Genomic DNA, 21,218 nt, shown 5'->3' with positions numbered 1-21,218 from the left:
GCGAAGCTTACTGCTTGAGGGCGGCCAGCCGGGCTGCGGCGCGATTGCGCAATTCTCCGGGAGCGGCGCCATCAATGACTTCCTGATAATAATAGGCGGCGGAGTCGAGTTCCCCTTTTTTGCGATAGAATTCCGCCACATCATAAGAGGCCTGCAAATCGCGCGAACCAATGGTGGCGATACGCTGCTTGGCCTGGGGGGCGAAGGAGGAGCCGGGATAAGCGAGCAAGAGGTCGTTGTAGGCACTGCGGGCACGCTCGAGGTTGGCTTGATCCTGATTGCCATCACGGGCCTGCTTCAAGAGAATTTCGCCAATGCGGAACTGGGCATCGGGCGCATTGCTGGAGTTCGGGTAGTCGTCCACCAGCTTGCCATAGGCAGCGATAGCCTCATCAGCCTTTTTTCGCGATTCGTTCACCTGCCCGATCATATACTGGGCCCGGGGAGCGGAGGCTGCATGGGGAGCATTGTCGCGCACCTTCTCCAGCATGGAAACAATGGTCTTGCGATCAAGACGGGACTTCAGGCCGAGAAAGCTGGTGCGGATGTCGCCGGAAGCAGCGGCATGGGCGACGGCCTCCTGTTGGCTGACCGCCTGGGGATAAAGGGCATTGCCGGGGTGACGCTCAATGAAAAGCTGGTAGGCATCGAAGGCATCACGCTCTTCGCCGAGAGCAGTCAAAATGGTGGCCTCACGAAAACGAGCCTCGGCCGCGCGCTTGTCGGCGGGAAAATCCTTCAACAGGGTGCGGTAGCTTTTGAGGGCCTTCTTATAATCGCCCGCCGCCTCCCAGCCAGCCCCATTTTGATAGAGGGTCGCCGCTCTCGGATTGTCCCCGCGCACCGTCCCCTGCAAGGGCGGAGCATCGCCACGGAAGGACGAACAAGCCGTCAGGAAGGCCAGACCGAGAAGAAGGGCGCAGAATTTCATGCCCCGAACATGGAGGCAATCGGCCTCCCTTCCAAGCGGGAAAACCATCATCGCGGCCACAAAAGCGCGAGGTAGCCCCCGTAGGCGAGAAGGAAAAAGCCACCTTCCCAGCGGGAAATTGACTTTTGGCTCCAGGCAAAGGGAAGCAACACCACGCTGAAGGCCAGCATCACGAGGGCATCGCGCAGACCGATGCCGACCACCTCCAGCGGGCTCACCACTGCGGTGAGGCCGAGAATGCAGAGGATATTGAAGATATTGGAGCCCACGATATTGCCAATGGCGACATCGGCCTCCTTTTTGACGGCGGCCACCACGCTGGTGGCCAGCTCGGGCAAACTGGTTCCGGCGGCGACAATGGTCAAGCCGATGACCGCCTCCGAGACCCCGAAGCCGCGGGCCACCTCCACCGCCCCCAGCACGAAGAGATGGGAGCCTGCGACCAGCACGGCCAGGCCCAGCACGATGAAGAGTGCGCATTGCCACAAGGGCGTGCGCTCGGCAGGACCACTCCCTTCCTCCTCCTCGCCCGAGCGTCTGCCTTGGCGGATGGAAAAAGCGGTGTAGGCGCAGAGAAGAAGGAAAAGAAGCCCCCCGGCAAGGCGGGAAATCCCCCCTCCTGCCACCAAACCACAAGCCAACAGGGTCACCACGATGAGAAAAGGGATTTCCCGCCGGATCAGGTCCTGATGAACGCGAGGGGGCTGAATGAGCGCCGTCAGACCGAGAATGACCGCAATATTAAAGATATTCGAACCCAAGGCATTTCCCACCGCCACATCCCCTGCTCCGCGCAAGGCGGCGGAGAGACTAACGGTTAATTCGGGTGCACTGGTGCCAAAAGCCACAATGGTCAAACCGATGATGAGAGGCGGGATCCCAAAGCGAGCCGCAAGGCGGGCACTTCCTCTGACAAGTCCCTCGGCCCCAAAATAAAGGAGCACCATTCCAAAGATAATCGCAAGCATTCTCTATCTGATTACCCGCCTCCTAAAACCCCCGGGCTCCCCTGGCGAGAAAAATTCTCTTCCAACTCGCTTTCCAGCCCAAAAACTCCACCCATCCGGTTGGTCAAGAGCGACCGAAGGACATCAAGCCCAGATACCATTCCCAAAGTTGCCAGCCCCCAAAGGCCCAGGTCAGACCGGCGAGGGCAAGAAAGGGACCGAAGGGAAGAGGTTTGCCCAAACCCACCCGCAGCAGGAGAGCGGCCACAAGGGCGTAGAGAGAAGAACAAAAGAGAGTGAAGAGCACCGCAGGCCAGCCGAGGAAGGCCCCAATCATCGCCAACAAGGGCGGATCTCCCCCACCCATCGCTTCCCGGGGACGCACCACCTCGGTGGTCATCCCAGACAAAGAGAACAGGTCTTCGATGAGATAAGTCTCGCTCCCAATCTCGACCCGATCCTCGCGAATGACGAGACTTTCACCAGCGACCTCTTTGCCATCGACGAGGAAGTCCCCACCCGTCACCAGCAGCTTATCGGTGGGACGATAAAACATCTCTCCCCAAGTGTAGGGCTCCCCCTCGACCACAAAGCACAGCTGTCCCTCGGGAGTTTCGAGAGCCTCCTCGTCTAGAGGTTCGCGCAGATGCCACGCCACGGGTTTGTCGTAGGTGAAACGCTGGCGCCCGAAGGCCAGCTTGCCGCCCCAGACGACCAGCTGCAGGATGGCATAGCCAGCGGCAAAGCCGAGCAGGGCCTCCTGCCAACCCTGCGGCCACACCCGGATTCCCTTGGCCAGGGTCACCAACTCGGGAAAAAAGACCGCCCCTGCAATGGCTATCGCGGAGCCCACCCAGGTCATGAGGACCGGGATGATGTAGTGCTCGGCATCAATGAAGGAAATGGCGATGAGCAGGGTGAGAAAAACAATTAGAAGGAAGGCTTCCCCGGGGTAACCGGCCGCCCCCACCAACTTCCAGGCGAGCGCCCACAGAGCAACGGTGAGCAGCTCAACTAGAAAGTAGCGGAAGGGAATGCGCATCCCGCACTCCGCGCATTTCCCCCGCTGCCAAAGCCAAGTCACGAGGGGCAAATTGCGGAACCAGGGGATGGGCTTCTCACAACCCGGGCAATAGGACCGCTTGGGTTGATTGACCGAGAGGCCGCGCGGAACGCGATAAATCACCACATTGAGGAACGAGCCCACACAGGCTCCGACCAGAATCACCACCGACCACCAGAAAACGCCGTCCCAAGCCATCATTGCGCGGGCAGCCTAGGGCAAAAGCCCCGGTCAACCCCAGCGCGATCTTCGTTCACACGAAATCAGGTTGCGCTCGCCGCAAAGTTGGGAATGATACGTTCCGCTATGATTCCGTTCTCTTCTAACATTTTCCGTTCCGCTTTTCTGGCCGACGCGCTCTCCCTCGGCTCCCACTGGATCTACAATCAGGGCAAAGTAGCCCGGCTCTATCCCGAGGGGGTGCGCGACTTCGACGACCCCCGCTCCAATTACCACCCCAATCGTAAGAAAGGCCAGTTCACCCACTACGGGGACCAGATGGTGATGGTGGCACAGGCCGTGGTGGCCACGCCCCAATGGTCGCTCCCGGTCTTTCACGCCCTGTGGCAGGCCGGGATGAGCGACTACGATGGCTATGTGGATGGAGCGACCAAAGGCACTCTCGAAAACATGGCCGCCGGGGCGGAAAAGCCAGCCTCTGACTCCAATGATCTAGCGGGAGCTTCCCGCTTTGTGCCTGCGCTTTTCGCCGGCAAGGGCTCCTTGGAAGACCGCATCCAGGCCGCCCGCGAGCAAACCGCTCTCACCCACGGCGATGGCTCGGTGGTGGATTCCGCCGAATTTTTTGTGCGCGCGGTCACCGCGCTGCAAGAGGGCGCGGATCTGCCCGCAGCCCTGGAGAAAGCAGCCGCCAGCGACTACGCCGATCTCCCGGCCCGCGAGTGGCTGCAAAAAGCCCGGGGAGCTCTCAGCAGTGAAGACCCCTCCCAAGTGGCGGCGGACTTCGGGCTCACCTGCCACATCCCAGAAGCCTTCCCGGCCACCCTCTACTTTGCCTTGCGCTGGCACCAGCAAGGGGCCGACCCCAGTGCAGAGGGCTTTCTCGCCAGCCTGTCGGAGAACATTCTGGCCGGAGGCGACAACTCCGCGCGGGCCATTCCCCAAGCGCTCTTGCTGACTGCCGCCGGGTGCGAGATTCCCCTCGATCTCTGGAACCGGCTGGAGGCCCACGAAACCCTCTCTGCTCTGGAGCAACTCATTCTGGCCCCCAAAACCAGCGCCCGCAAAGTGACCTTCACCGGAGCCAATGGCGACTCCCTGGATGCCCGGCTGGAGCTGCCCGGAGAACAACCCCGAGGCTACGCCCTCTTCGCGCACTGTTTCACCTGCGGCAAATCCTCCCGCGCGGCCACCGCCATTTCCCGCGCCTTGGCGGCCCGGGGCATCGCCACCTTACGCTTTGACTTCACCGGTCTCGGTCAATCGGAGGGCGACTTTGCCAACACCTCCTTCCTTTCCAATGTCGAAGATCTGGTCGCGGCGGCCAACCACCTTCGCGAGCACTTCATGGCCCCGGCCCTGCTCATCGGCCACTCCCTGGGGGGAGCGGCCGTGCTGGCTGCCGCTGGCGAGGTGCCCGAGTGCACCCACGTCGCGACCATTGGAGCTCCTTTCGATCCGGGTCACGTGACCCACCTCTTCGAGATGGATTTGAGTGAAATCGAGAGCAAAGGAGAAGCAGAGGTGACTCTAGCCGGGCGCAACTTCCGCATCGGCAGCCGTTTTCTCACCGATCTGGAAGGTCATGACCAAGAGCAGCGCATTGCCCGGCTGGGGCGCCGCCTCCTGGTGATGCACTCGCCCATGGATGAGATTGTGGGCTTGGAAAACGCGGGCGAAATCTACTCGGCGGCCAAGCACCCCAAATCCTTTCTCTCCCTCGACCGAGCCGATCACCTCCTCACCGACGCCGAAGAAGCACGGCAAGCGGCCCAATTCATCGCCAGTTGGGTGCGCCTCTAGGCCACCCGAATCACCCTGCCTCCGCTATCGGCTGAGCTCTTGTTGATTCAGGACCTTGAAGCCGGCGGAGTGCAGCACATTCGCCGCGAAGTCGCCGTCATCGAGATGAAAAGCCATCAGGGTCAACCCCTTGGGATGGGGAAGAAGACCGTAGGCAAAGTCGATATTGACCTCGGCAAGGCGCAGGGTGTCGAGGCACTTGAGCAAGTCCTCCCCCACTTCCCGGAAGCCCACCACCACCAGCTCGCTGACGGTGTGGGGGATGCCTTTTTCCATGAAAAGAGCCTCCGCGCCATCGGGATCGCTCAATACCAGGCGGGCCACGGTGGCATCGCGCGAGTCTTGCACACTGATTCCCAGCAACTCAATGTGCTCGCGCTTGAGGAGATGGGTTAGGGAAACCAGAGCTCCCGCACGGTTCGCCAATAAAACGGAAAATTGTCGCACGGGCTCGCCCGGACGCAGCGTCTCTTGTTTCACCACCATTGTCGGGGGACGTTCTAGAACAGAGGGACGACAAATACCAGCCCCCTTCGCGATTGGCCCCGGCCTCAGTTCGGTGCAGACTGGCCCCATGTCCGACCTCTTTGGCAGCGATAGCCACTCTCCACCGCCCTCCCATGCGGTTGACCCTCATCAGCCTCTGGCAGCCCGCATGAGACCACGCAGCCTGGCCGAGGTGCGTGGGCAGGACCACATCCTCGCGGAAGGAAAATTGCTTCGCCGCGCCATTGAGTCCGACCGCTTTTCCTCCCTGATTTTCTACGGCCCTCCCGGCACGGGCAAGACCACTCTGGCCACCGTCATCGCCCGCAGCACGGGCTCCCGCTTCGAGGCGCTGAACGGGGTGGAATCCAATGTGGCGGAGATTCGAGCCAAAATCGAGCAAGCGGCCTCTTGGCAGAAGCTGCGCAATGAAACGACGATTCTCTTCATCGACGAGATCCATCGTTTCAACAAAGCCCAGCAGGACGTGCTCCTCCCCCATCTTGAGCGGGGCACGGTGCGCTTCATCGGAGCCACCACCCACAATCCTTACTTTTACATTAACTCACCGCTGGTCTCCCGCTCGCAAGTTTTCCAGCTCGAACACCTCAGCACGGCAGACATCGTCGATCTCCTGCGCACTGCGATTGCCGATGCGGAACGCGGGCTCGGGCACTATGAAATCGAAGCCCAGGAGGACGCCCTCCGCCACTTGGCCGAAAAAGCCGATGGCGATGCCCGCAAGGCTCTCACGGCCCTGGAACTGGCGGTCCTCTCTTCCCCGCAAGAGGAAAAAATTCTCCTCGATCTCGCAGTGGCGGAAGAATCCATCCAACAAAAAGCGGTCCTCTACGACGCCGATGGCGATCAACACTACGACACCATTTCAGCCTTCATCAAATCCATCCGTGGTTCCGACCCCGACGCGGCCCTTTATTGGCTGGCCAAGATGCTGACTGCCGGAGAGGACCCGCGCTTCATTGCGCGCCGTCTGGTCATCGCCGCCTCGGAAGATATCGGACTGGCGGACTCCAGCGCCCTGCAAGTCGCCATCGCCGCCCAGCAAGCGCTGGAATTCGTCGGCATGCCGGAGGGGCGCATTCCCCTCGCCCACGCCACCGTGCATCTGGCCACCGCCCCCAAGTCGAACTCGGCTTACGCCGCTTTGGGTGCCGCCCTGGCCGATGTCGCCGCCAACAAGACCCTGGCCGTCCCCGCTCACTTGCAAACCCGCTTCCGCAAAAAAATCGCCACCTTGTCGGGGGCCGACACCGCCGCGATGAACTATCTCTACTCCCACGACTACGAAGGGAACTTCACCCCCCAAGCCTATCTCCCGGAAGGCCGGACATACTACGAACCCAGTAAAAACGGCATGGAAAAGCGCATCGCGGAGCGCCTCGACTACTGGCGATCCCAGCAGCGCCCCGAGGCCTGAAAGCAAGCAAGCCCGGACCTGCTCACGCAAGTCCGGGCCCATACAACACACGCTTGGAAAGAAATTAGGGAATGAGAATCTCGGTGGCTTCCCCGGCGACCACGGCAAAGCCTTTGCGCACTTCGCCGGTGGGACCGGTCCAGACCACTTCGTATTCGCCAGGAGCCAGCTCGAGCCGGGTGCGGCCGGAGACTCCGCTGGCGACAAGGTTTTCTCCGGAATAAATGGCATAGGGCACGGCCACCGCTCCCTGAAGAGCGCCGGAGAGTTCCACCGGCTCGGGAGCATCAAAGTAGCGACCATCCCCAATGGCGGCCCAGCTTTCGAAATTCTCCCGCACTTCGCGTTCCTCAATGCCGTAGCCCACGATGTTGACGCGCACATCCGTGCCCTCCGAACGCAATTCGCGGATAACGGCCGCCGGGTCTCCCTCGCAGGTTTCTTCCCCGTCAGTGAGTAGAATCACGGTGCGGGCTCCGCTCACTCCGGCCAAATCCTGAGGCACTTTGGTCAAGGACGCCGCGAGAGGGGTTTTGGCCAGATTGATGGCTTCGATTTCCTCCACCAGTGGCTTCATTCCAGTCACGTCCAAGGGAGCGGGAGGGATGATCAGTTCACTTTCGCAACTGCCTTTTTCCAAGTGGCCAAAGACCCGGAGCGAAAAGAGAGTGCCGGCCGGGACATTCTCCTCCATGAAGGAAATGAGGGTCTCTTTTGCCAAATCAATGCGCTCTTCGTCTCCCTCGCCTTTTAGCATGCTCCCCGAGGCGTCAAGAATAACATGCACCGAGGATTCTTCGGCAAAGGTCAGAGTGTCCTGCGCCCGCACCATGACCTCGGTCAGGTCCCCGGGGGGATCGGTCACTTGCAGGGTCTGCTCCACCAAGACAAGGCCGGCCGCATCGCGGTATTGCACCTGATAGCTTCCCGGTTGCACGGGGGCGGAGAGCACGGCGCGGGAGGTGGCGGGGTTGAGGAAAGTGTATTCCAAAACTTCTTCCGGGTCCTCTGAGGTGACGAGAACAAGGCGGTCATCCCACGCTGCCGGGCCTTTCCAAACCACTTCAAAGTCGTAGCCTCCCGCAACCGTGGCAGGGGTCTGCAAGGTCGCTTTGGGAGGGGCGGTGTCGGGAGTCACGGCCACCTCCGGGGTGATTTCGATGGGCAGGTGGCCAAGGAAATCATCTTGGGAGAGGTAAACCAGTTCGTAGATACCAGGCTCGGCGGGCATGGGCAGCGAAAGAGATCCGCGCTTGCCCTCTCCTTCCAACGGCTTCCGGGTCACGATGGCGCCATCGCCATCGCGCAAGGCAAGCTCGTCCCCCTCGTCGTTGGGACCCACCCACTTCACAGGCAGAGGTTGCGCAGGGGCCGCTTTACGCGCAGCTTGCAAGGTGACGGTGACCGGGGTGACGACAATTTCGCGACTAGTCAGCAGCTCGTCCCCCGCATAGTAGAGAATGGTGTAAGTGCCGGGGCTGTCCGGCATGAGGAGATCGACCGAGCCTGTTTCTTCGCCCGAGAGTTCCGCCGGATTGGCCCCCCGCAAGGGTTGCCCGTTGGGATCGCCCAAGGTCAGGCGTCCATTGTCGGGCCCTTCTCCAGAGTATTCGACGAGGACCTCTTCTCCGATCACAGCCGTAGCGGGGGCTTTCAGAGTGGCCGCGAAGGCGCTCAGGCAGCCAGCCGCGAAGGTGACCAAACCAAGAGGAAGCGATGGGTTGAGGAAGAATTTTGCTTTCATGTTGTTTCGGGTTTTAGGTTTTTTTCGCGAAAGAAATTAACGTTCGTAAGTGGTGGTGGTGCTTTTGGTCGTGCCCGCCGGGGTGCTCGGGGCCGGCAAGGTTTCGGGAGCAACCGCAGGCTCGGGGGAAACCATGACCGTCGCGGGTGAGGCTTCGTCAGCCTCCGGGTCGCTCATAGTAGAGCATGAGGCGAAGACAAGAGTGCTCAGGATAGCGACTGCGGGGAGGGAAAGAAGAGGATGCTGTTTCATAGCAAAAGGGACATTCATGATTGGTGAAATCCCTATTGCTTCCGCTATGCCATCTCCTACCGAAAACAGCCCGAGAAAAACACAACCATCTGACCGTGAGCCAACAAAAAGGAGCCCCCTCCTCTTCCCTTGGAGCACCTTCTCCTCGCCAAAATCCCCGCACCGTGCAAAGCGGCTGGGCAAAAACGGCAGCGCCCTGCACTTTGCAAGGGCACTGGCTAACGGCCGGAGAACCGTCAGTGCGGCAAGCGCGCCTGAGCCTCTTCGCGAGCCCGCGCATCAGCAGCGAGGATTTCCGGCAAGGTCTCCCCCGCGTGGTCAGCGAGCTGGTCCATGGTGGCTTCCACCACTCCGGCGATGGCGGTGAAGCCCAGTCGACCCTCCACAAAGGCCGCTACCGCCACTTCATTGGCTGCATTCAACACCGCGGGCAGACAACCACCCGCGAGCCCCGCTTCCCGCGCCAACCTCACTGCGGGAAAGGCATCCTCGCGCACGGCTTCAAATTCGAGCTTCGCCAATTCGGCAAAATCAAGAGGCTTGAGCCCGGTGGGACAACGCTCTGGCCAAGTGACGGCATACTGAATGGGAAAGCACATGTCGGTCGTGCTGAGCTGGGCCAGGACGCTGCCATCGAGGAATTCCACCATGGAGTGCACAATACTCTGGGGATGGACAATCACGTCCACCCGCTCCATGCCCACTCCAAAAAGCCAGCGGGCCTCGATCATTTCCAAGCCCTTGTTGAACATGGTGGCCGAATCGATGGTGATCTTCTGCCCCATGGTCCAAGTGGGATGCTTGAGGGCTTGCGCCAGAGTGACGCTGGAGAGCTTCTCTTTCTCCCATTGGCGGAAAGGCCCGCCCGAAGCGGTGAGGATAAGTCGACTCACCGCATCCGCCCTTTGCCCGGCCAGACATTGGAAAATCGCATTGTGTTCGCTATCGACCGGCAGCACCGCGACCCCTTTCTCGCGAGCGGCAGTCATCACGATGTCCCCGGCCATGACGAGAATCTCCTTACTCGCAATCGCCAAATCCTTACCTGCCTCAATGGCAGCGAGGGTGGGCTGGAGGCCGGCCGTGCCGACGATGGAGACAAGAATCATATCGGCCTCGGTGAGGGTAGCCAGCTCGCGCAAGCCTTCGGCTCCCGCCCGCACCCGGGCCCCGGGCACCAGCACCTTCAGCTCCGGCGCGCGGGACTCATCGTAGATGCAGAGATCCTGAACGCCAAACTCGCGAGCTTGGGCCGCCAGCTGCTCATGCCGGGTCCCGGCGGCGAGGCCGACCACTTGCATTTTATCGCCACCCAGTTCACGAGCCACCTTGAGCGCGCTCTCCCCGATGGAGCCAGTCGACCCCAGGATGACCACTTTCTTACCTGCCAAAACTTTCATTCAGGAAACCAGTTTGAGGAAAAACCACGCCAGCGGACCGGTGAAAGCAATGCTGTCGATCAAATCGAGCACGCCGCCGATTCCGGGGAGCACGTGCCCGGAATCCTTGGCCGCGAGGCTACGCTTGAGGAGAGACTCTGCCAAATCTCCCGCCACCGCACCCAGCGCAATGACAAGGCCGAGGAGAGCCAGCACCCACCCGCCCGGCAGCCAGGTCAAGTGCTCCGCCCCGGCCCAGCGCACCAGCCAAATGCCGGCCTGCGAGACGACGAGGGCACCGAGAAATCCTTCCCAAGTTTTACCGGGACTGATGTGGGCTATCATCTTGGTCTTGCCGACCAGACTGCCCACCGCATAGGCGCCCATATCGGTGAACTTGGTGGCCGCGATCACCATCAGCATGAACCACTGACCCTGCCGCGCGGTCTCCGGTCCCGAATTTGCCAAACGCATCAACCCGCCCCCAAACATGAGACCCAGAAAAATCAGGCCCAGCACCGCCACCGAAACCGAGACAATAGCCTCGCTTCCCTCAATAGGTCGACGAAACCGCACCCCGAAGCTCCCCATCACCACGAGCAGAATCGCTATCCACTCCGCATCCTCGGCGACATGCTCATTGCTGCCCAGCGAGTAAACCCACCAGCCCAAGTAGCCCGCTCCGACGAGAATCATCCACCACAGGCACCAGTCATCGGCGTGCCCTTTCCAAAGTTTGCGCCATTCCAAGAGACCGAGCACTGCCAACAAGGCAATAGCCACGCCTACAGCCATGGCATTGGCACTCACGAAAACGGCAATCACCGCCGCCCAAATGACCAGCGTGCTCATTAAGCGTGCGCCGAAAACGCGACCCTTGGTTTCTTTTTTCTTATCGTCAGACACCTCAACCCCAGTCCACCTTACCCAAGGCCACCCCGCAACGCCAAAGCGTGACGGAATCCACTTCTCTGCTTTTCGCTCTCCATTTTTCCCTCCCCTCCCAGCCCTCAGGGAAAAAAATCACCACCTTTGCAACTTTCCCCCGAGGGTCCGGTTTGATGTCTCGAACGGCAAACGTTCCGAGTGAAAAACTCTCAACCCGAATTATCTATGAAAAAAACTATCCTGATCGCCTCCCTGGCTCTCATTCCCTTCGCCCTGCAAGCTCAAGAGGAAACTGAAAAAGAACGCCGCGGCCCCCGTGGCGACCGTGCCCCCCGGGAACTCCCTGCCGAAGTGATCGCCAAATTCGACACCGATGGCGACGGAAAACTCAACGAAGAGGAGCGCAAGGCTGCCCGCGAAGCCCGCCGCGCGGAATTCGAAAAACGTCGCGCCGAAATGCTCGAGAAATTCGATACCGACAAAGACGGCAAGCTGAGTCAGGAAGAGCGGAAAGCGGCCATGCTGGCCCGCTTCGACAAAGACGGAGACGGTGAACTGAGCGACGCCGAAAAAGAAGAGGCTCGCAAAGCAGCGCCCCCCCGGGGTCGTGGAGAAGGCCGGGAAGGCCGGGCTCCTCGCGGCGAAGGCAAAGGCGGTGAAGGTCGCGGCCCCCGCAAGGAGCAAGACTAACACTCTCCGCTAAGAAAGTTCCCCACAAGCCCCCCATTCCGCAGAGCCCCTTCCCGGGGCTCTTTTTTTGTGCTCTCCCTCCATTTTTCTTTCCGCGAAAGCAATTCAAAACAAACGATAAACAATTTTCAGGATTCTTTTTAATAAAAAAGACCAAAAAACATGTAGACAATAATCCATCCTCTCAATATAGTCCGCCTCACCAAAACCCCCAGAGAACTATAAAAATTATGTCTACCTTCTTCAAAAACCCCGCAATCCTTTTCCTGTTAGCCGCAACTCCCCTCTCGGCTTTAACGGTGCAGAACTTTTCCCACAGCACGAACAACCGCTTTGCCAACAGAGACCCTTTTGTTCTGGCAGAAAGCGATCTCTCCGGAGTGGGACGCGCCACCAACAACACTTGGGCCACCCTTGTGAGCAGCAACGTTTTTGTAAGCTCCAACCACTACCATCCCGCCATCGGCCAAACGGTCACCTTTCATGCCTCCAACAACGCGAACGGCCAAACGGTCACCATCCCGGTAACGGATGGCCAGCGCATCGGGAATTCCGACGTCTGGGTCGGTATTCTTGAGAGTTCGGCTCCTTCAGACTATGCGACCTACACCATCGCAAGTGAGCCCTTTGCTGGAGAAACTACCTATCTCCTTGGGCGCTCGCCTTCCAAACTTCCTTCTCTCACCGACGTTGCGGTCGGAGAAAACTCACTCTCTGGCAGCCTGAAAATGAATGGCGCTGGTTCCGAAGGAAACGCCCTCTATTCCATTTACGACAAGGGAGCCAATGCTCTTGCCCATGAAGCTCTCGTACAAAACGGCGATTCTGGCGCACCTCTTTTCCTACAAGACCCCATCAGCGGAGAATTGACCCTAGCGGGAACCAACTGGCTGAAAGGGAGCTTCTTCGCCGTGGGCGAGTTCTCCGCCGCCACCAAGCTCAGTGATTACGAAAGAGAGATTCTGCGTATCGTTGAAGACAACCGAGCTTCCTCCCCTCCGCTCACCAACGGACTCTTGGGAAGTTCCAGCACCGGACTCAATGTCCCCGAGCCCAGCTCAGCCTTTCTTCTTTGCAGCGCTGTGGGGATGGCTCTCTCTTTTCGGGTCCGTAAATGAAATTTTTATAAGCAAAAATAAGAAATACCTTGTAAGAATTACTTTGAATATAGTAGAAAAACCCAATGAGCACCATTTCCCTACCTCTCCCGATGAAATCGACGGAACCCCAATCATCAGTGACCCAAGGAAAATGGAGATTCGGTGGGCTACTCCGGGTAAAGCTCCGCAAGTTCCTGCTGAATCACGGCACAGTAGGTAGCGGATCACGAAGCCATGCAACTAAGGGCGAAAAGATTCTACCCAACTCTTCTCCAAGCAGATCCGACCACCCCAAAAGACCAAACTGACTTTCAAACAAATCATTTCCGCCCGCAAGATTGCCCCATATCACTTGATACCCATGAAATCCACACCTCGCCTCATCCTGACCCTCACCCTTTCCAGCCTCACCCTTTCCAGCCTCCCCCTAGCCGCTATCCAGATAGACGATTATACGGCAGCGAGCAATGACCGCTTCGCCAACGATGCCGGTTTCATCATGGGCGGCTTCGATCTCAGCGGAGTGGGTCGTTCCTCGGATGGCCGGTGGGCTACCTTGGTAAGCGAGAATGTTTTTCTCAGCGCCAACCACTTTCATCCCGGCATCAACGCCTCCGTGACCTTTTTTGCCAGCAACGATCCGCTGGGAAGCTCGATCACGATCGATGTCGCCAGTGGTCAACGCATCGGCGACACCGACATATGGGCCGGAATATTGGAGAGCCCCGTTCCGGCTGGCTACACCTCCTACTCCATCGCTAGTAGCCCCAACCTTGGCTCCAATGCCTACCTCTTCGGACTCAATCCCTCCAGCGATCGTTCTTCCGACAATATGAAAGTCGGTCGCAATATCCTCACCAGCGTCCTCTCTGGCCAGGCGGTATCCGGAGCAAGCGGCGACGCCCTCATTGCCAATTATGACAACGGACCGCTCCCTCCCTACGTGGAGCACGAATCCCTTGTGCAAACTGGAGACTCAGGAGGGCCGCTTTTCGTGGAAGACGGCCTCACAGGTGAGCTGATCCTCAATGGAACCAACTGGTTCGTCGGAACAGTCGGAGGCACCGACGTCAGCGGATTCACTGTGCTCAGCCAAGAACAAGCGGCGATTCAGAGCATCATCGACGCCAATACGGTGCCCGAACCCGGGACGGCAGTCCTGACCTTCCTCGCCACTGCGACACTTCTACGCCGCCGCCGCTAAGAGGGCCTAAGATTTCCCAACGACAGCGACCCCCATACGCGCCGCCTCCGCTTCCACAAGCGAGGCGGCGTTTTGGATCAATTCTGCAAGCGGCAAGCCGGTATCAGCTAGGGCATAACCATAATCGAGGAGCCCGCTGGCCCGCACTTCGGGGGCAATCTGCCCCGCGATGGCGGCGGTTTTCTTTCCTTGCTCACGGGCGAGGCGAATGACTCCGATGGGTCCCTTGCCCTCCAAAGATTGCGCGTCCAGCGACCCTTCACCGGTGATGACCAAATCGGCGCGGGCGATTCGGGCGGAGAGATCCACCGCGTCGGCCACGATATCGAAGCCCGGCCGCAGGGTCGCCTGCGCAAATTTCATCAGACCCCAGGCCAAGCCCCCGGCCGCACCCGCTCCCGGAACGGCCGCCAGATGCTCCCCGTCACTGACTGCGGAGAGATGGGCGAGATACTCTTCCAAATACTCGCGTTCCGCCGGTCCTGCTCCCTTCTGGGGACCGAAAATAGCGGTCGCACCCCGGGTGCCGAGGAGGGGATTTTCCACATCACAGGCGACCTCAATGCGGGGCAAGGGTGGCACAGCGGAGCCATCCAGGAACGCCAGGTCCGCGAGAGCGCGGGGATTGACCGCCAGTTCCTCACCCTCTTCATCGAGGAAGCGCCAACCGAGGGCGGCAGCCATGCCGGCCCCACCGTCATTCGTGGCACTCCCCCCCACTCCGAGCAAAATCTTTTCCGCGCCCTGGGCCATGGCATCGCGCATCATCTCTCCCGTGCCATAAGTGGAGGCGGCCAGGACGTCCCGTTCTTCCTCCCCGATCCGCCAGAGGCCGGAGGCTTCCGCCATTTCGATAAAAGCCGTTTTCCCGCACAAACCATAACGCGCCGACACCGCACGCCCGAGGGCGTCGGAGGCCTCACACTGGCGGAACTCTCCCCCAAGGGCCGAGAGCATGGCTTCGACAAAGCCCTCCCCGCCATCGGCAATGGGGCAGAGCTCGACGTGAAAGCCGGAGCCAAGGCCTTTTTCAATAGCAAGGGCCACTTCCCGCGCGGAGAGTGACCCTTTGAATTTGTCGCAAGCGATGAGCACGTTCATGGCCCACTCATTGCAGAAATTACTCCACGAGGAAATAAGGATTGAGCAAATTTTCCTTATTGTAAGCCAAGGCCTCTCCCGTCTCGCGGCTATTGACCTGACGGCCCGCAGCCAGAGCGACGGCGTGGGCTGCTCCGGTGTCCCATTCCATGGTGGGGCCGAAGCGCGGATAGACATCGGCCTCTCCCTCGGCGACGAGGCAGAGCTTCAGCGAGCTCCCGGCAGACAGGAATTCCACCTCTTTGCCCGCAGCCTTGAGGTCAGCCACGAACTGCTCGACTTCGGGAGTGAGATGAGAACGGCTGGCCACCACCCGCACTTTTTCCAAAGTCTGGTAATGCGGCTGGGACTGGAGCTGAACTTCCTCTTCTCCGGTGATGCGCCAAGCTCCTTCTCCCACCACCCCAAGGTGGAAGGTGCCGGTGGTGGGCCGGTAAACCACCCCCAACACGGGCACGCCTTTTTCGATGAGGGCGACATTGACCGTGAACTCACCATTCTTTTTGATGAACTCCTTGGTGCCGTCCAGCGGATCGACCAGCCAGAACCGCTCCCAGTGACGACGTTCCTCGTAGTCAACGGTTTTGTTTTCCTCGGAAATGATGGGAATCTCCGGGTGGGCCCCACGGAGAAATTCCATCAGGACCGCATTGCCTTTCTGGTCGGCCTCAGTGAGCGGGGAGTCGTCTCCCTTGTATTCCACTTCAAAGTCGCGGGCATACACCTCGAGGATCACTTCTCCCGCGCGTTTGGTCGCCGCGAGCAGAGCCGGCACATCGATACCGTAGGCTGTCTTAATCATCGCTCTTGAAATTTAGTGGCTATCGCAAAACTCCTCGAAGCGGCTCAAGCCCTCGGCAATGACGTCGAGGGTGGTGCAGTAGCTCAGACGCACGGAGGCATCGTGACCGAAGGCGATGCCCGGCACCATGGCGACCTTGTAGCGATTGAGCAATTTGTCGCAGAGATTCTGGGACTTGAGCCCCATGTCGGTGCAGTCCACGAAGTAGTAGAAAGCGCCCTCCGGCTCCACGAAGGAAACATTCGGGATCGATTTCAGGCGTCCGGCCACGAACTGGCGACGGACATCGTATTCCTGCTTCATGTCCTCGATGAAATCCTGGGGACCTTCGAGAGCGGCGAGGGCGCCGTATTGGGCGAAAGTGGTGGCATTGGACGAGGTGTGGCCCTGAATCTTGGAAAGAGCCTGGGCGATAGCGGCATTGGCAGTGGCCGTGTAGCCGAGACGCCAGCCGGTCATGGAATAGGCCTTGGAAAAGCCTCCCACCACTACGGTCAATTGGGCCAGCTCCTCGCTGATGGAAGCGATGGAAACGTGCTTCTTGTCGCCGTAGATGAGCTTTTCGTAAATCTCGTCGGACATGATGATGATGTCCTCGTAGCTCGCTACTTCGCCCAAAGCTGCCAGCTCCTCAGGAGTATACATGGTGCCAGTGGGGTTGCCGGGCGAATTGAGAATGATCATCTTGGTGGCCGGAGTCATGGCCGCCTCGAATTGCTCGGGAGTGATCTTCCAGCCGTTCTCAGCCGTGGTCTCGATCATCACCGGCACGCCACCCGCGAGGCGCACCATCTCGGGGTAGCTCACCCAGTAGGGGGAAGGGATGATGACCTCGTCCCCTTCTTCCACCACGGCCAGAATGGCATTGTAGCACGCTTGCTTGCCCCCACTGGTCACGCAGACGCCTTTGCTCTCCACCTCGATTTGATTGTCGTCGAGCAACTTCTTGGCAATGCCTTCGCGCAGCTCGGGGAGGCCGGCGGCAGGAGTGTATTTGGTCTTGCCGTCTTGCAGGGCCTTGATGGCCGCTTCTTTGATGTGGTCCGGAGTATCCATATCGGGCTCGCCACCAGCGAGTCCGTAAACCTCTTCTCCCTGGGCCCGCAAGGCCTTCGCCTGATTGGTCACCGCCAAAGTCACCGATGGGGTGACCGCCTGCACTCGATTTGAAAGACTATCCATGTTCTGCCGTTTGCCCGATAAAAGGCCACTAAGGGTTCAACTCCAGCCGGGGAGTCGCCTGCTTGTCAGAACGCGTCCGTATGGAGCAGCGCCGTTCTGAACCCCACGGGTTCATCATGCAAGCCAAATGGCCATTCCAAGAGCGGGAATTCTCGCCCCGGCGCTCTCAAACCTCGAACTTGACGACCTCCACCGCCGGATCACGCAGCCCGTCGACGAACTTGATCCACTCCGCCATCTCAGTGTCATCAGCCTCCGTCACCTGCTCCCCTTTCACCGTGCCAATGACCAAAAAGCGGATGGGCTTCTTGTCCCCGATGACGGCGCGCACTTTTTCGTAGTTCCGCGTCATCTGCGGCCCGGAGAGGCTCCATCCCTCCACTGCCAGCACCACGCCCAGCTCAGCCTCGCGCATCGCCTCCTCGGCCGCTTTCTCCTTGGTGGCATCCAGCACCCCGGTCTGGTGCACCGAGGCGGGATTGACTCGCATTTGCTGGAGTAAAAAGGGCCGCACCGCCTCCACCGGGAGACCGGCTCCCCCGACATCGAGCAGCACCACCCCATCGGCCTGGCTGGTCTTCACCACCGCGCGCTCGACCTTGGCCATCTCCCGCCAAAGATTGCGATGACGGCTTTCCTGAAAATCCAGGGCTGCCAACACCTGCTTCTCCTGGCTACGGGCATAAAACGACAAAATCAGACGGGGAAGCACACCCCAGACCAGCAGGGAAAGCACGAAGAAACGCATCCAGACGCGATTGACGGCCTCGCCCGCCCCACTCTCACCCAGCGCCTCCAATTGAGTCTGCGCCACCCCGTAAGGACCCGGCCGCCACTGCTCCCCCAACCAGGACCACGGAAGGGACAGACCTTGGGTCAAGCCCACCAACTGGCTCTCGCTCAGGCTCGCCAACGTTGATTCCCAATAGAAATTCACTTTGAGAAAAAGCAAGCAGGCGAGGAAACTGACGATAATGCCGAAGTTGAACCACACCGCCCCAACCTGGCTCAGACGGGCAAGACGCCACCCCAGCACCGAGCCATAGCCCTCGCTGCGCATATTCTGCAAACGTGCCCAGACCGGCCCTACCCGGCTGCCCGCGAACTTCCGGCCCAGCAGAGCCAAGAGCTCCTGGCTCCAACTGAGACGATTCTTCTTCCGGAGAAGAAGCCAGGTGAGACCGCCGCCAAGCAGGAAGAGCCATTGCAATCCCAAGCCCAGCCCGAGGAAGAGCCACACATTGTAGCCCCGCCCTTCGCCCAGAGGCATCTCCTGCAACACCCCCCGCGAGAGCCCCATCCCCGCCAAGAGCGCGCCCGCCACCACCACCATCCCGGCCAGACGAAGCCCGGACTCAATCCGCTCCCCGGTGTGCACCTCCTCCCGTTTGGCTTCCAACCACAATCGCAAGCCCTGTCTCCGGCGCTCGCCCTCGTCCAAATCACGCGAGAGATGCGGGGCTACGGAATCCCGGTAAATACGCCGCGCCCCTTGCAAGGCCTCTTCCTCCGCGAGAAGAGTCTCGAAGTCAGCCAAATCCGCCAGAGTCCAGTTTTCCGCTTTCGATGTCCGCGCCATTTGCAACGAGCCTGTTGCAAATCAACCCGGGTGAAAACAGGAAAGGGTGACCTTCCCAGAATTTTTGAAGACGAGGATCAGTCCACAGTCACGGTCAAAGCAACTGCCTCTGCTCAATCAAAATTTTTGTCTGGCTCATCCACTTCATCAAAAAACGATTTTTGATAACAAGACAACTCAATCTCCAAGCCAAGCCGACCCGCCAAGGAGATCAGGTTTGCAGGCAACACATCGCTCTGCATGAGAACACCCTCTGACAATCGAGACCAACACGGAAAATCAAGGCATCCTTTTCCATCAGCCACCAAGTCCAGCAAAGAACGAAGCTCTTCCCAATAGTTTTGGAGAAACTCACACGCGTCATCAAATTGGCTTGGCAGCTCATCCCACTCTGCATTCGAAACTTCTACCGTCACAGAAAACTGCGAAGCAGGCCGCCTGGACTTTCCAAAACGAGCGTCCCCTTTTTCACAGATATCCACCACTGGCAGCATTTCCAGCTCAGGCCGGTCACGAAAAGAACATGACGGACTCACTATTCTTAAAACGCACATGGCAAAACTCTCTCTACACCACCAGTCGCTGACAGGCTCGTTCAATCCGAGTGCGAAAGCACTTTTCTCAAGAAAAAGAACTCCCACTTCCTCCCCCATCGCCAAGCGGAGTCGCTGAAAAACGAAAATATCCTTGAAACTCCCGAAGTCTCTGGTGCCTGCTTCCGGTCGTGAACAAACTGCTTTCGCCCCTTGGCCTCACTCTCCTCGCTGTCGTGGCGCTCCTGCCCGGAATCTGGGTGCTGCCTTTGGTCGATCGCGATGAGCCCCGCTTCTCCCACGCCACGGTGGAAATGATGGACCGCGGGGAATGGGCGGTGCCTTATTTCAACGACGAGTATCGTTTCGACAAGCCCCCGCTGACCTATTGGTGGATGCGGGCCAATTTCGAAGTTCTCGGCATCAACGAGTTCGGGGCCCGCCTCCATTCGGCCCTCTCCTCCTGGCTGGTGGCCATCCTCCTCTTCTTCTTCGCCCGGCGGCTAGGCCTGGATCGGAAAATGGCCTTTCTGGCCGGCGCAGGCTGGTTGACGGCCCTCCAAGTGCTCATCCACTCCCGCCTGGCGGTGGCCGATATGCCGCTCATTCTCTTCATCGTGCTCGCCATGAGCCAGCTCCACCGCGTGATGCACGGGCAAGGACAGCGGGGGCTCAACTTGCTGCTTCTCACCTTGTGGTTCGCTCTCGGTTTTCTGGCCAAGGGGCCCCTCGCCTACGCCATTCCCCAGACCGCCCTCCTCGTCCTTTTCGGCTTTTTCTGGTGGAAAGGGCGAAAGGCAGGCGCGGAGGAAACCCAGGAACTCCGCCAACAAAGAACACAAGTTTGGCAGGCTCAAAAGGCCGTTCTCATCACTCTCCTCCCTTCCCTCGCCCTCGTTGCCCTTTGGGGCATCCCGGCCTTGATTGATACTCAGGGAGCCTACTTTGGCATCGGCATCGGCAAGCACGTGGTGGAACGCGGCACCGGAGCGATGAACGAGCGCTTCTTCATTCCCGGTATTTATTACCTCCTCATCATCATTCCCTTTCTCCTCCCATGGACGGCACATCTCCCCGGCACGCTAAAGAAGAGTTGGCGTCAGGGAGACTTGGACACCCGCTTTTTGCTGGCCTGGTTCGTGGCTCCCTTTCTCGTCTTTTCCTTCTACGCCACCCAGCTGCCTCACTACATCCTACCCGGCTATCCCGCCTTCTTCCTTCTCCTCGCCTTCACCTTCCGCCAGCGTGTGGAGCTGGGCCGCCTAGGCCGCATTGTGCGCACCCTGGCCCTCCTTCTGCCCGCCGTCCTCGGCCTCCTACTCCTCATCATCGGTCTGACCCAAACCCAACGGGGCAGAGAGGCTCTCGACCTGGCCCTCTTGGTCACGCTACTGGGCGGAGTGATGCTTTCCCTCGCCATCGTGGGTGCAGCCCTTCTGCGCCGGGAGAAAATGGCCCGCGTGGCCACGGTTTCCGCTTTCCTTTCCTTCAGCGTCTTCCTCCTCCTCGCCACCGCCGTGGCCCGTCACAGCCATCTGACGCTGCGCTTGCGCAATGCCACCGGAATCCCCTCCGGCACCCTGGTAGCCAGCGGTTACAAAGAGCCCTCGCTGGTCTGGTATTTCGACGACTTCACCGATCCCGACAAACGCGGCATCTGGGACTTTCGTCCGTCGGAGTCCCTCACTCCCGACGAGGACGCCCTTACCATCGCCGTCACCCGCCGCTGGCGCATCGACGACGAAAGCTGGTGGCCGCTACTGACCTTGCAAAAAGACGTTCCCCTGGCGGACGACAATCGTGCGGAATTAGCCGCACTCTATGGCGCCGAGCGCATCGCCGCCGCCGAACGAGTGTCCGGCTGGTCGCCCGCGACTTCTTCCTGGGTCGAGGCCATCGTGCTGCGCCCCCAATAG

General features: G+C 59.7%; 19 protein-coding genes. 6 read left to right on the top strand and 13 right to left on the bottom strand.

The window, feature by feature from the left end:
* Positions 1-7 precede the first annotated feature (7 nt).
* The 3 genes from JIN78_RS04840 to JIN78_RS04830 all read right to left on the bottom strand — a co-directional run bounded on the left by JIN78_RS04840 (position 8) and on the right by JIN78_RS04830 (position 3,142).
* Positions 8-931 carry a tetratricopeptide repeat protein gene (locus JIN78_RS04840; RefSeq protein ID WP_200390815.1) on the bottom strand — a complete coding sequence of 308 codons (924 nt, stop codon included), beginning with the start codon at positions 929-931 and terminating at the stop codon, positions 8-10.
* A gap of 47 nt (positions 932-978) precedes the next feature.
* The gene (locus JIN78_RS04835) at positions 979-1,899 is read right to left on the bottom strand and encodes a calcium/sodium antiporter (RefSeq protein ID WP_200390814.1); all 921 of its coding nucleotides are present in this window, start codon (positions 1,897-1,899) and stop codon (positions 979-981) included.
* Positions 1,900-2,002: 103 nt separating this feature from the next.
* Positions 2,003-3,142: a prepilin peptidase gene (locus JIN78_RS04830; protein ID WP_200390813.1), complete on the bottom strand. Its 1,140-nt coding sequence runs from the start codon at positions 3,140-3,142 to the stop codon at positions 2,003-2,005.
* Between the two features lie 105 nt (positions 3,143-3,247).
* Here JIN78_RS04830 and JIN78_RS04825 point away from each other — a divergent pair, with 105 nt between their 5' ends.
* Positions 3,248-4,924, top strand: coding sequence for an alpha/beta fold hydrolase (locus JIN78_RS04825; protein ID WP_200390812.1), 1,677 nt, complete (start codon positions 3,248-3,250; stop codon positions 4,922-4,924).
* 24 nt (positions 4,925-4,948) lie between these two features.
* Here the strand turns inward: JIN78_RS04825 and JIN78_RS04820 are convergent, their stop codons facing one another.
* Complete coding sequence (locus tag JIN78_RS04820; protein ID WP_200390811.1) at positions 4,949-5,410, bottom strand: acetolactate synthase; 462 nt, start codon at positions 5,408-5,410, stop codon at positions 4,949-4,951.
* A gap of 88 nt (positions 5,411-5,498) precedes the next feature.
* Between JIN78_RS04820 and JIN78_RS04815 the strand changes: the two genes are divergently transcribed.
* Positions 5,499-6,848, top strand: a complete 1,350-nt coding sequence (locus JIN78_RS04815; protein WP_200390810.1) for a replication-associated recombination protein A — start codon at positions 5,499-5,501, stop codon at positions 6,846-6,848.
* Between the two features lie 64 nt (positions 6,849-6,912).
* Here JIN78_RS04815 and JIN78_RS04810 read toward each other — a convergent pair whose 3' ends face one another.
* The 4 genes from JIN78_RS04810 to JIN78_RS04795 all read right to left on the bottom strand — a co-directional run bounded on the left by JIN78_RS04810 (position 6,913) and on the right by JIN78_RS04795 (position 11,075).
* Positions 6,913-8,592, bottom strand: coding sequence for a vWA domain-containing protein (locus JIN78_RS04810; RefSeq protein WP_200390809.1), 1,680 nt, complete (start codon positions 8,590-8,592; stop codon positions 6,913-6,915).
* 36 nt (positions 8,593-8,628) lie between these two features.
* Positions 8,629-8,844 (bottom strand): hypothetical protein, encoded by a 216-nt coding sequence (locus JIN78_RS04805; protein WP_200390808.1) that lies wholly within the window; start codon positions 8,842-8,844, stop codon positions 8,629-8,631.
* A 236-nt stretch (positions 8,845-9,080) separates the two neighbouring features.
* On the bottom strand, positions 9,081-10,244 hold the full coding sequence (gene dxr, locus JIN78_RS04800) for a 1-deoxy-D-xylulose-5-phosphate reductoisomerase (RefSeq protein ID WP_234037805.1): 1,164 nt from the start codon (positions 10,242-10,244) through the stop codon (positions 9,081-9,083).
* Positions 10,245-11,075, bottom strand: a complete 831-nt coding sequence (locus tag JIN78_RS04795) for a phosphatidate cytidylyltransferase (RefSeq protein ID WP_200390807.1) — start codon at positions 11,073-11,075, stop codon at positions 10,245-10,247.
* A 261-nt stretch (positions 11,076-11,336) separates the two neighbouring features.
* On the opposite strand from JIN78_RS04795, the gene JIN78_RS04790 reads away from it, so the two are divergent.
* From JIN78_RS04790 to JIN78_RS04780, 3 genes are all read left to right on the top strand, one after another.
* Positions 11,337-11,801, top strand: a complete 465-nt coding sequence (locus JIN78_RS04790) for an EF-hand domain-containing protein (protein ID WP_200390806.1) — start codon at positions 11,337-11,339, stop codon at positions 11,799-11,801.
* 230 nt (positions 11,802-12,031) lie between these two features.
* On the top strand, positions 12,032-12,919 hold the full coding sequence (locus tag JIN78_RS04785) for a PEP-CTERM sorting domain-containing protein (protein ID WP_200390805.1): 888 nt from the start codon (positions 12,032-12,034) through the stop codon (positions 12,917-12,919).
* Positions 12,920-13,262: 343 nt separating this feature from the next.
* Positions 13,263-14,105, top strand: a complete 843-nt coding sequence (locus JIN78_RS04780; protein ID WP_200390804.1) for a PEP-CTERM sorting domain-containing protein — start codon at positions 13,263-13,265, stop codon at positions 14,103-14,105.
* Positions 14,106-14,111: 6 nt separating this feature from the next.
* Here the strand turns inward: JIN78_RS04780 and JIN78_RS04775 are convergent, their stop codons facing one another.
* From JIN78_RS04775 to JIN78_RS04755, 5 genes are all read right to left on the bottom strand, one after another.
* Positions 14,112-15,206 carry a glycerate kinase gene (locus tag JIN78_RS04775; RefSeq protein ID WP_200390803.1) on the bottom strand — a complete coding sequence of 365 codons (1,095 nt, stop codon included), beginning with the start codon at positions 15,204-15,206 and terminating at the stop codon, positions 14,112-14,114.
* 19 nt (positions 15,207-15,225) lie between these two features.
* A complete protein-coding gene (gene cysQ / locus JIN78_RS04770; RefSeq protein ID WP_200390802.1) occupies positions 15,226-16,008 on the bottom strand; it encodes a 3'(2'),5'-bisphosphate nucleotidase CysQ in 783 nt (260 codons plus the stop codon).
* Positions 16,009-16,020: 12 nt separating this feature from the next.
* On the bottom strand, positions 16,021-17,190 hold the full coding sequence (locus tag JIN78_RS04765; protein WP_200390801.1) for a pyridoxal phosphate-dependent aminotransferase: 1,170 nt from the start codon (positions 17,188-17,190) through the stop codon (positions 16,021-16,023).
* 166 nt (positions 17,191-17,356) lie between these two features.
* Entirely contained in the window at positions 17,357-18,769 is a 1,413-nt protein-coding gene (locus JIN78_RS04760; RefSeq protein ID WP_200390800.1) for a DUF2868 domain-containing protein, read from the bottom strand.
* Positions 18,770-18,882: 113 nt separating this feature from the next.
* Positions 18,883-19,428 carry a hypothetical protein gene (locus JIN78_RS04755; protein ID WP_200390799.1) on the bottom strand — a complete coding sequence of 182 codons (546 nt, stop codon included), beginning with the start codon at positions 19,426-19,428 and terminating at the stop codon, positions 18,883-18,885.
* 65 nt (positions 19,429-19,493) lie between these two features.
* On the opposite strand from JIN78_RS04755, the gene JIN78_RS04750 reads away from it, so the two are divergent.
* A complete protein-coding gene (locus tag JIN78_RS04750; RefSeq protein ID WP_200390798.1) occupies positions 19,494-21,218 on the top strand; it encodes an ArnT family glycosyltransferase in 1,725 nt (574 codons plus the stop codon).

Origin of the sequence: Roseibacillus ishigakijimensis (genome assembly GCF_016595415.1) — a bacterium.
Taxonomy (GTDB): Bacteria; Verrucomicrobiota; Verrucomicrobiia; order Verrucomicrobiales; family Akkermansiaceae; genus Roseibacillus; species Roseibacillus ishigakijimensis.
Note: the sequence above shows the minus strand (reverse complement) of the source record. Positions and strands in the feature narration are given on the sequence as shown.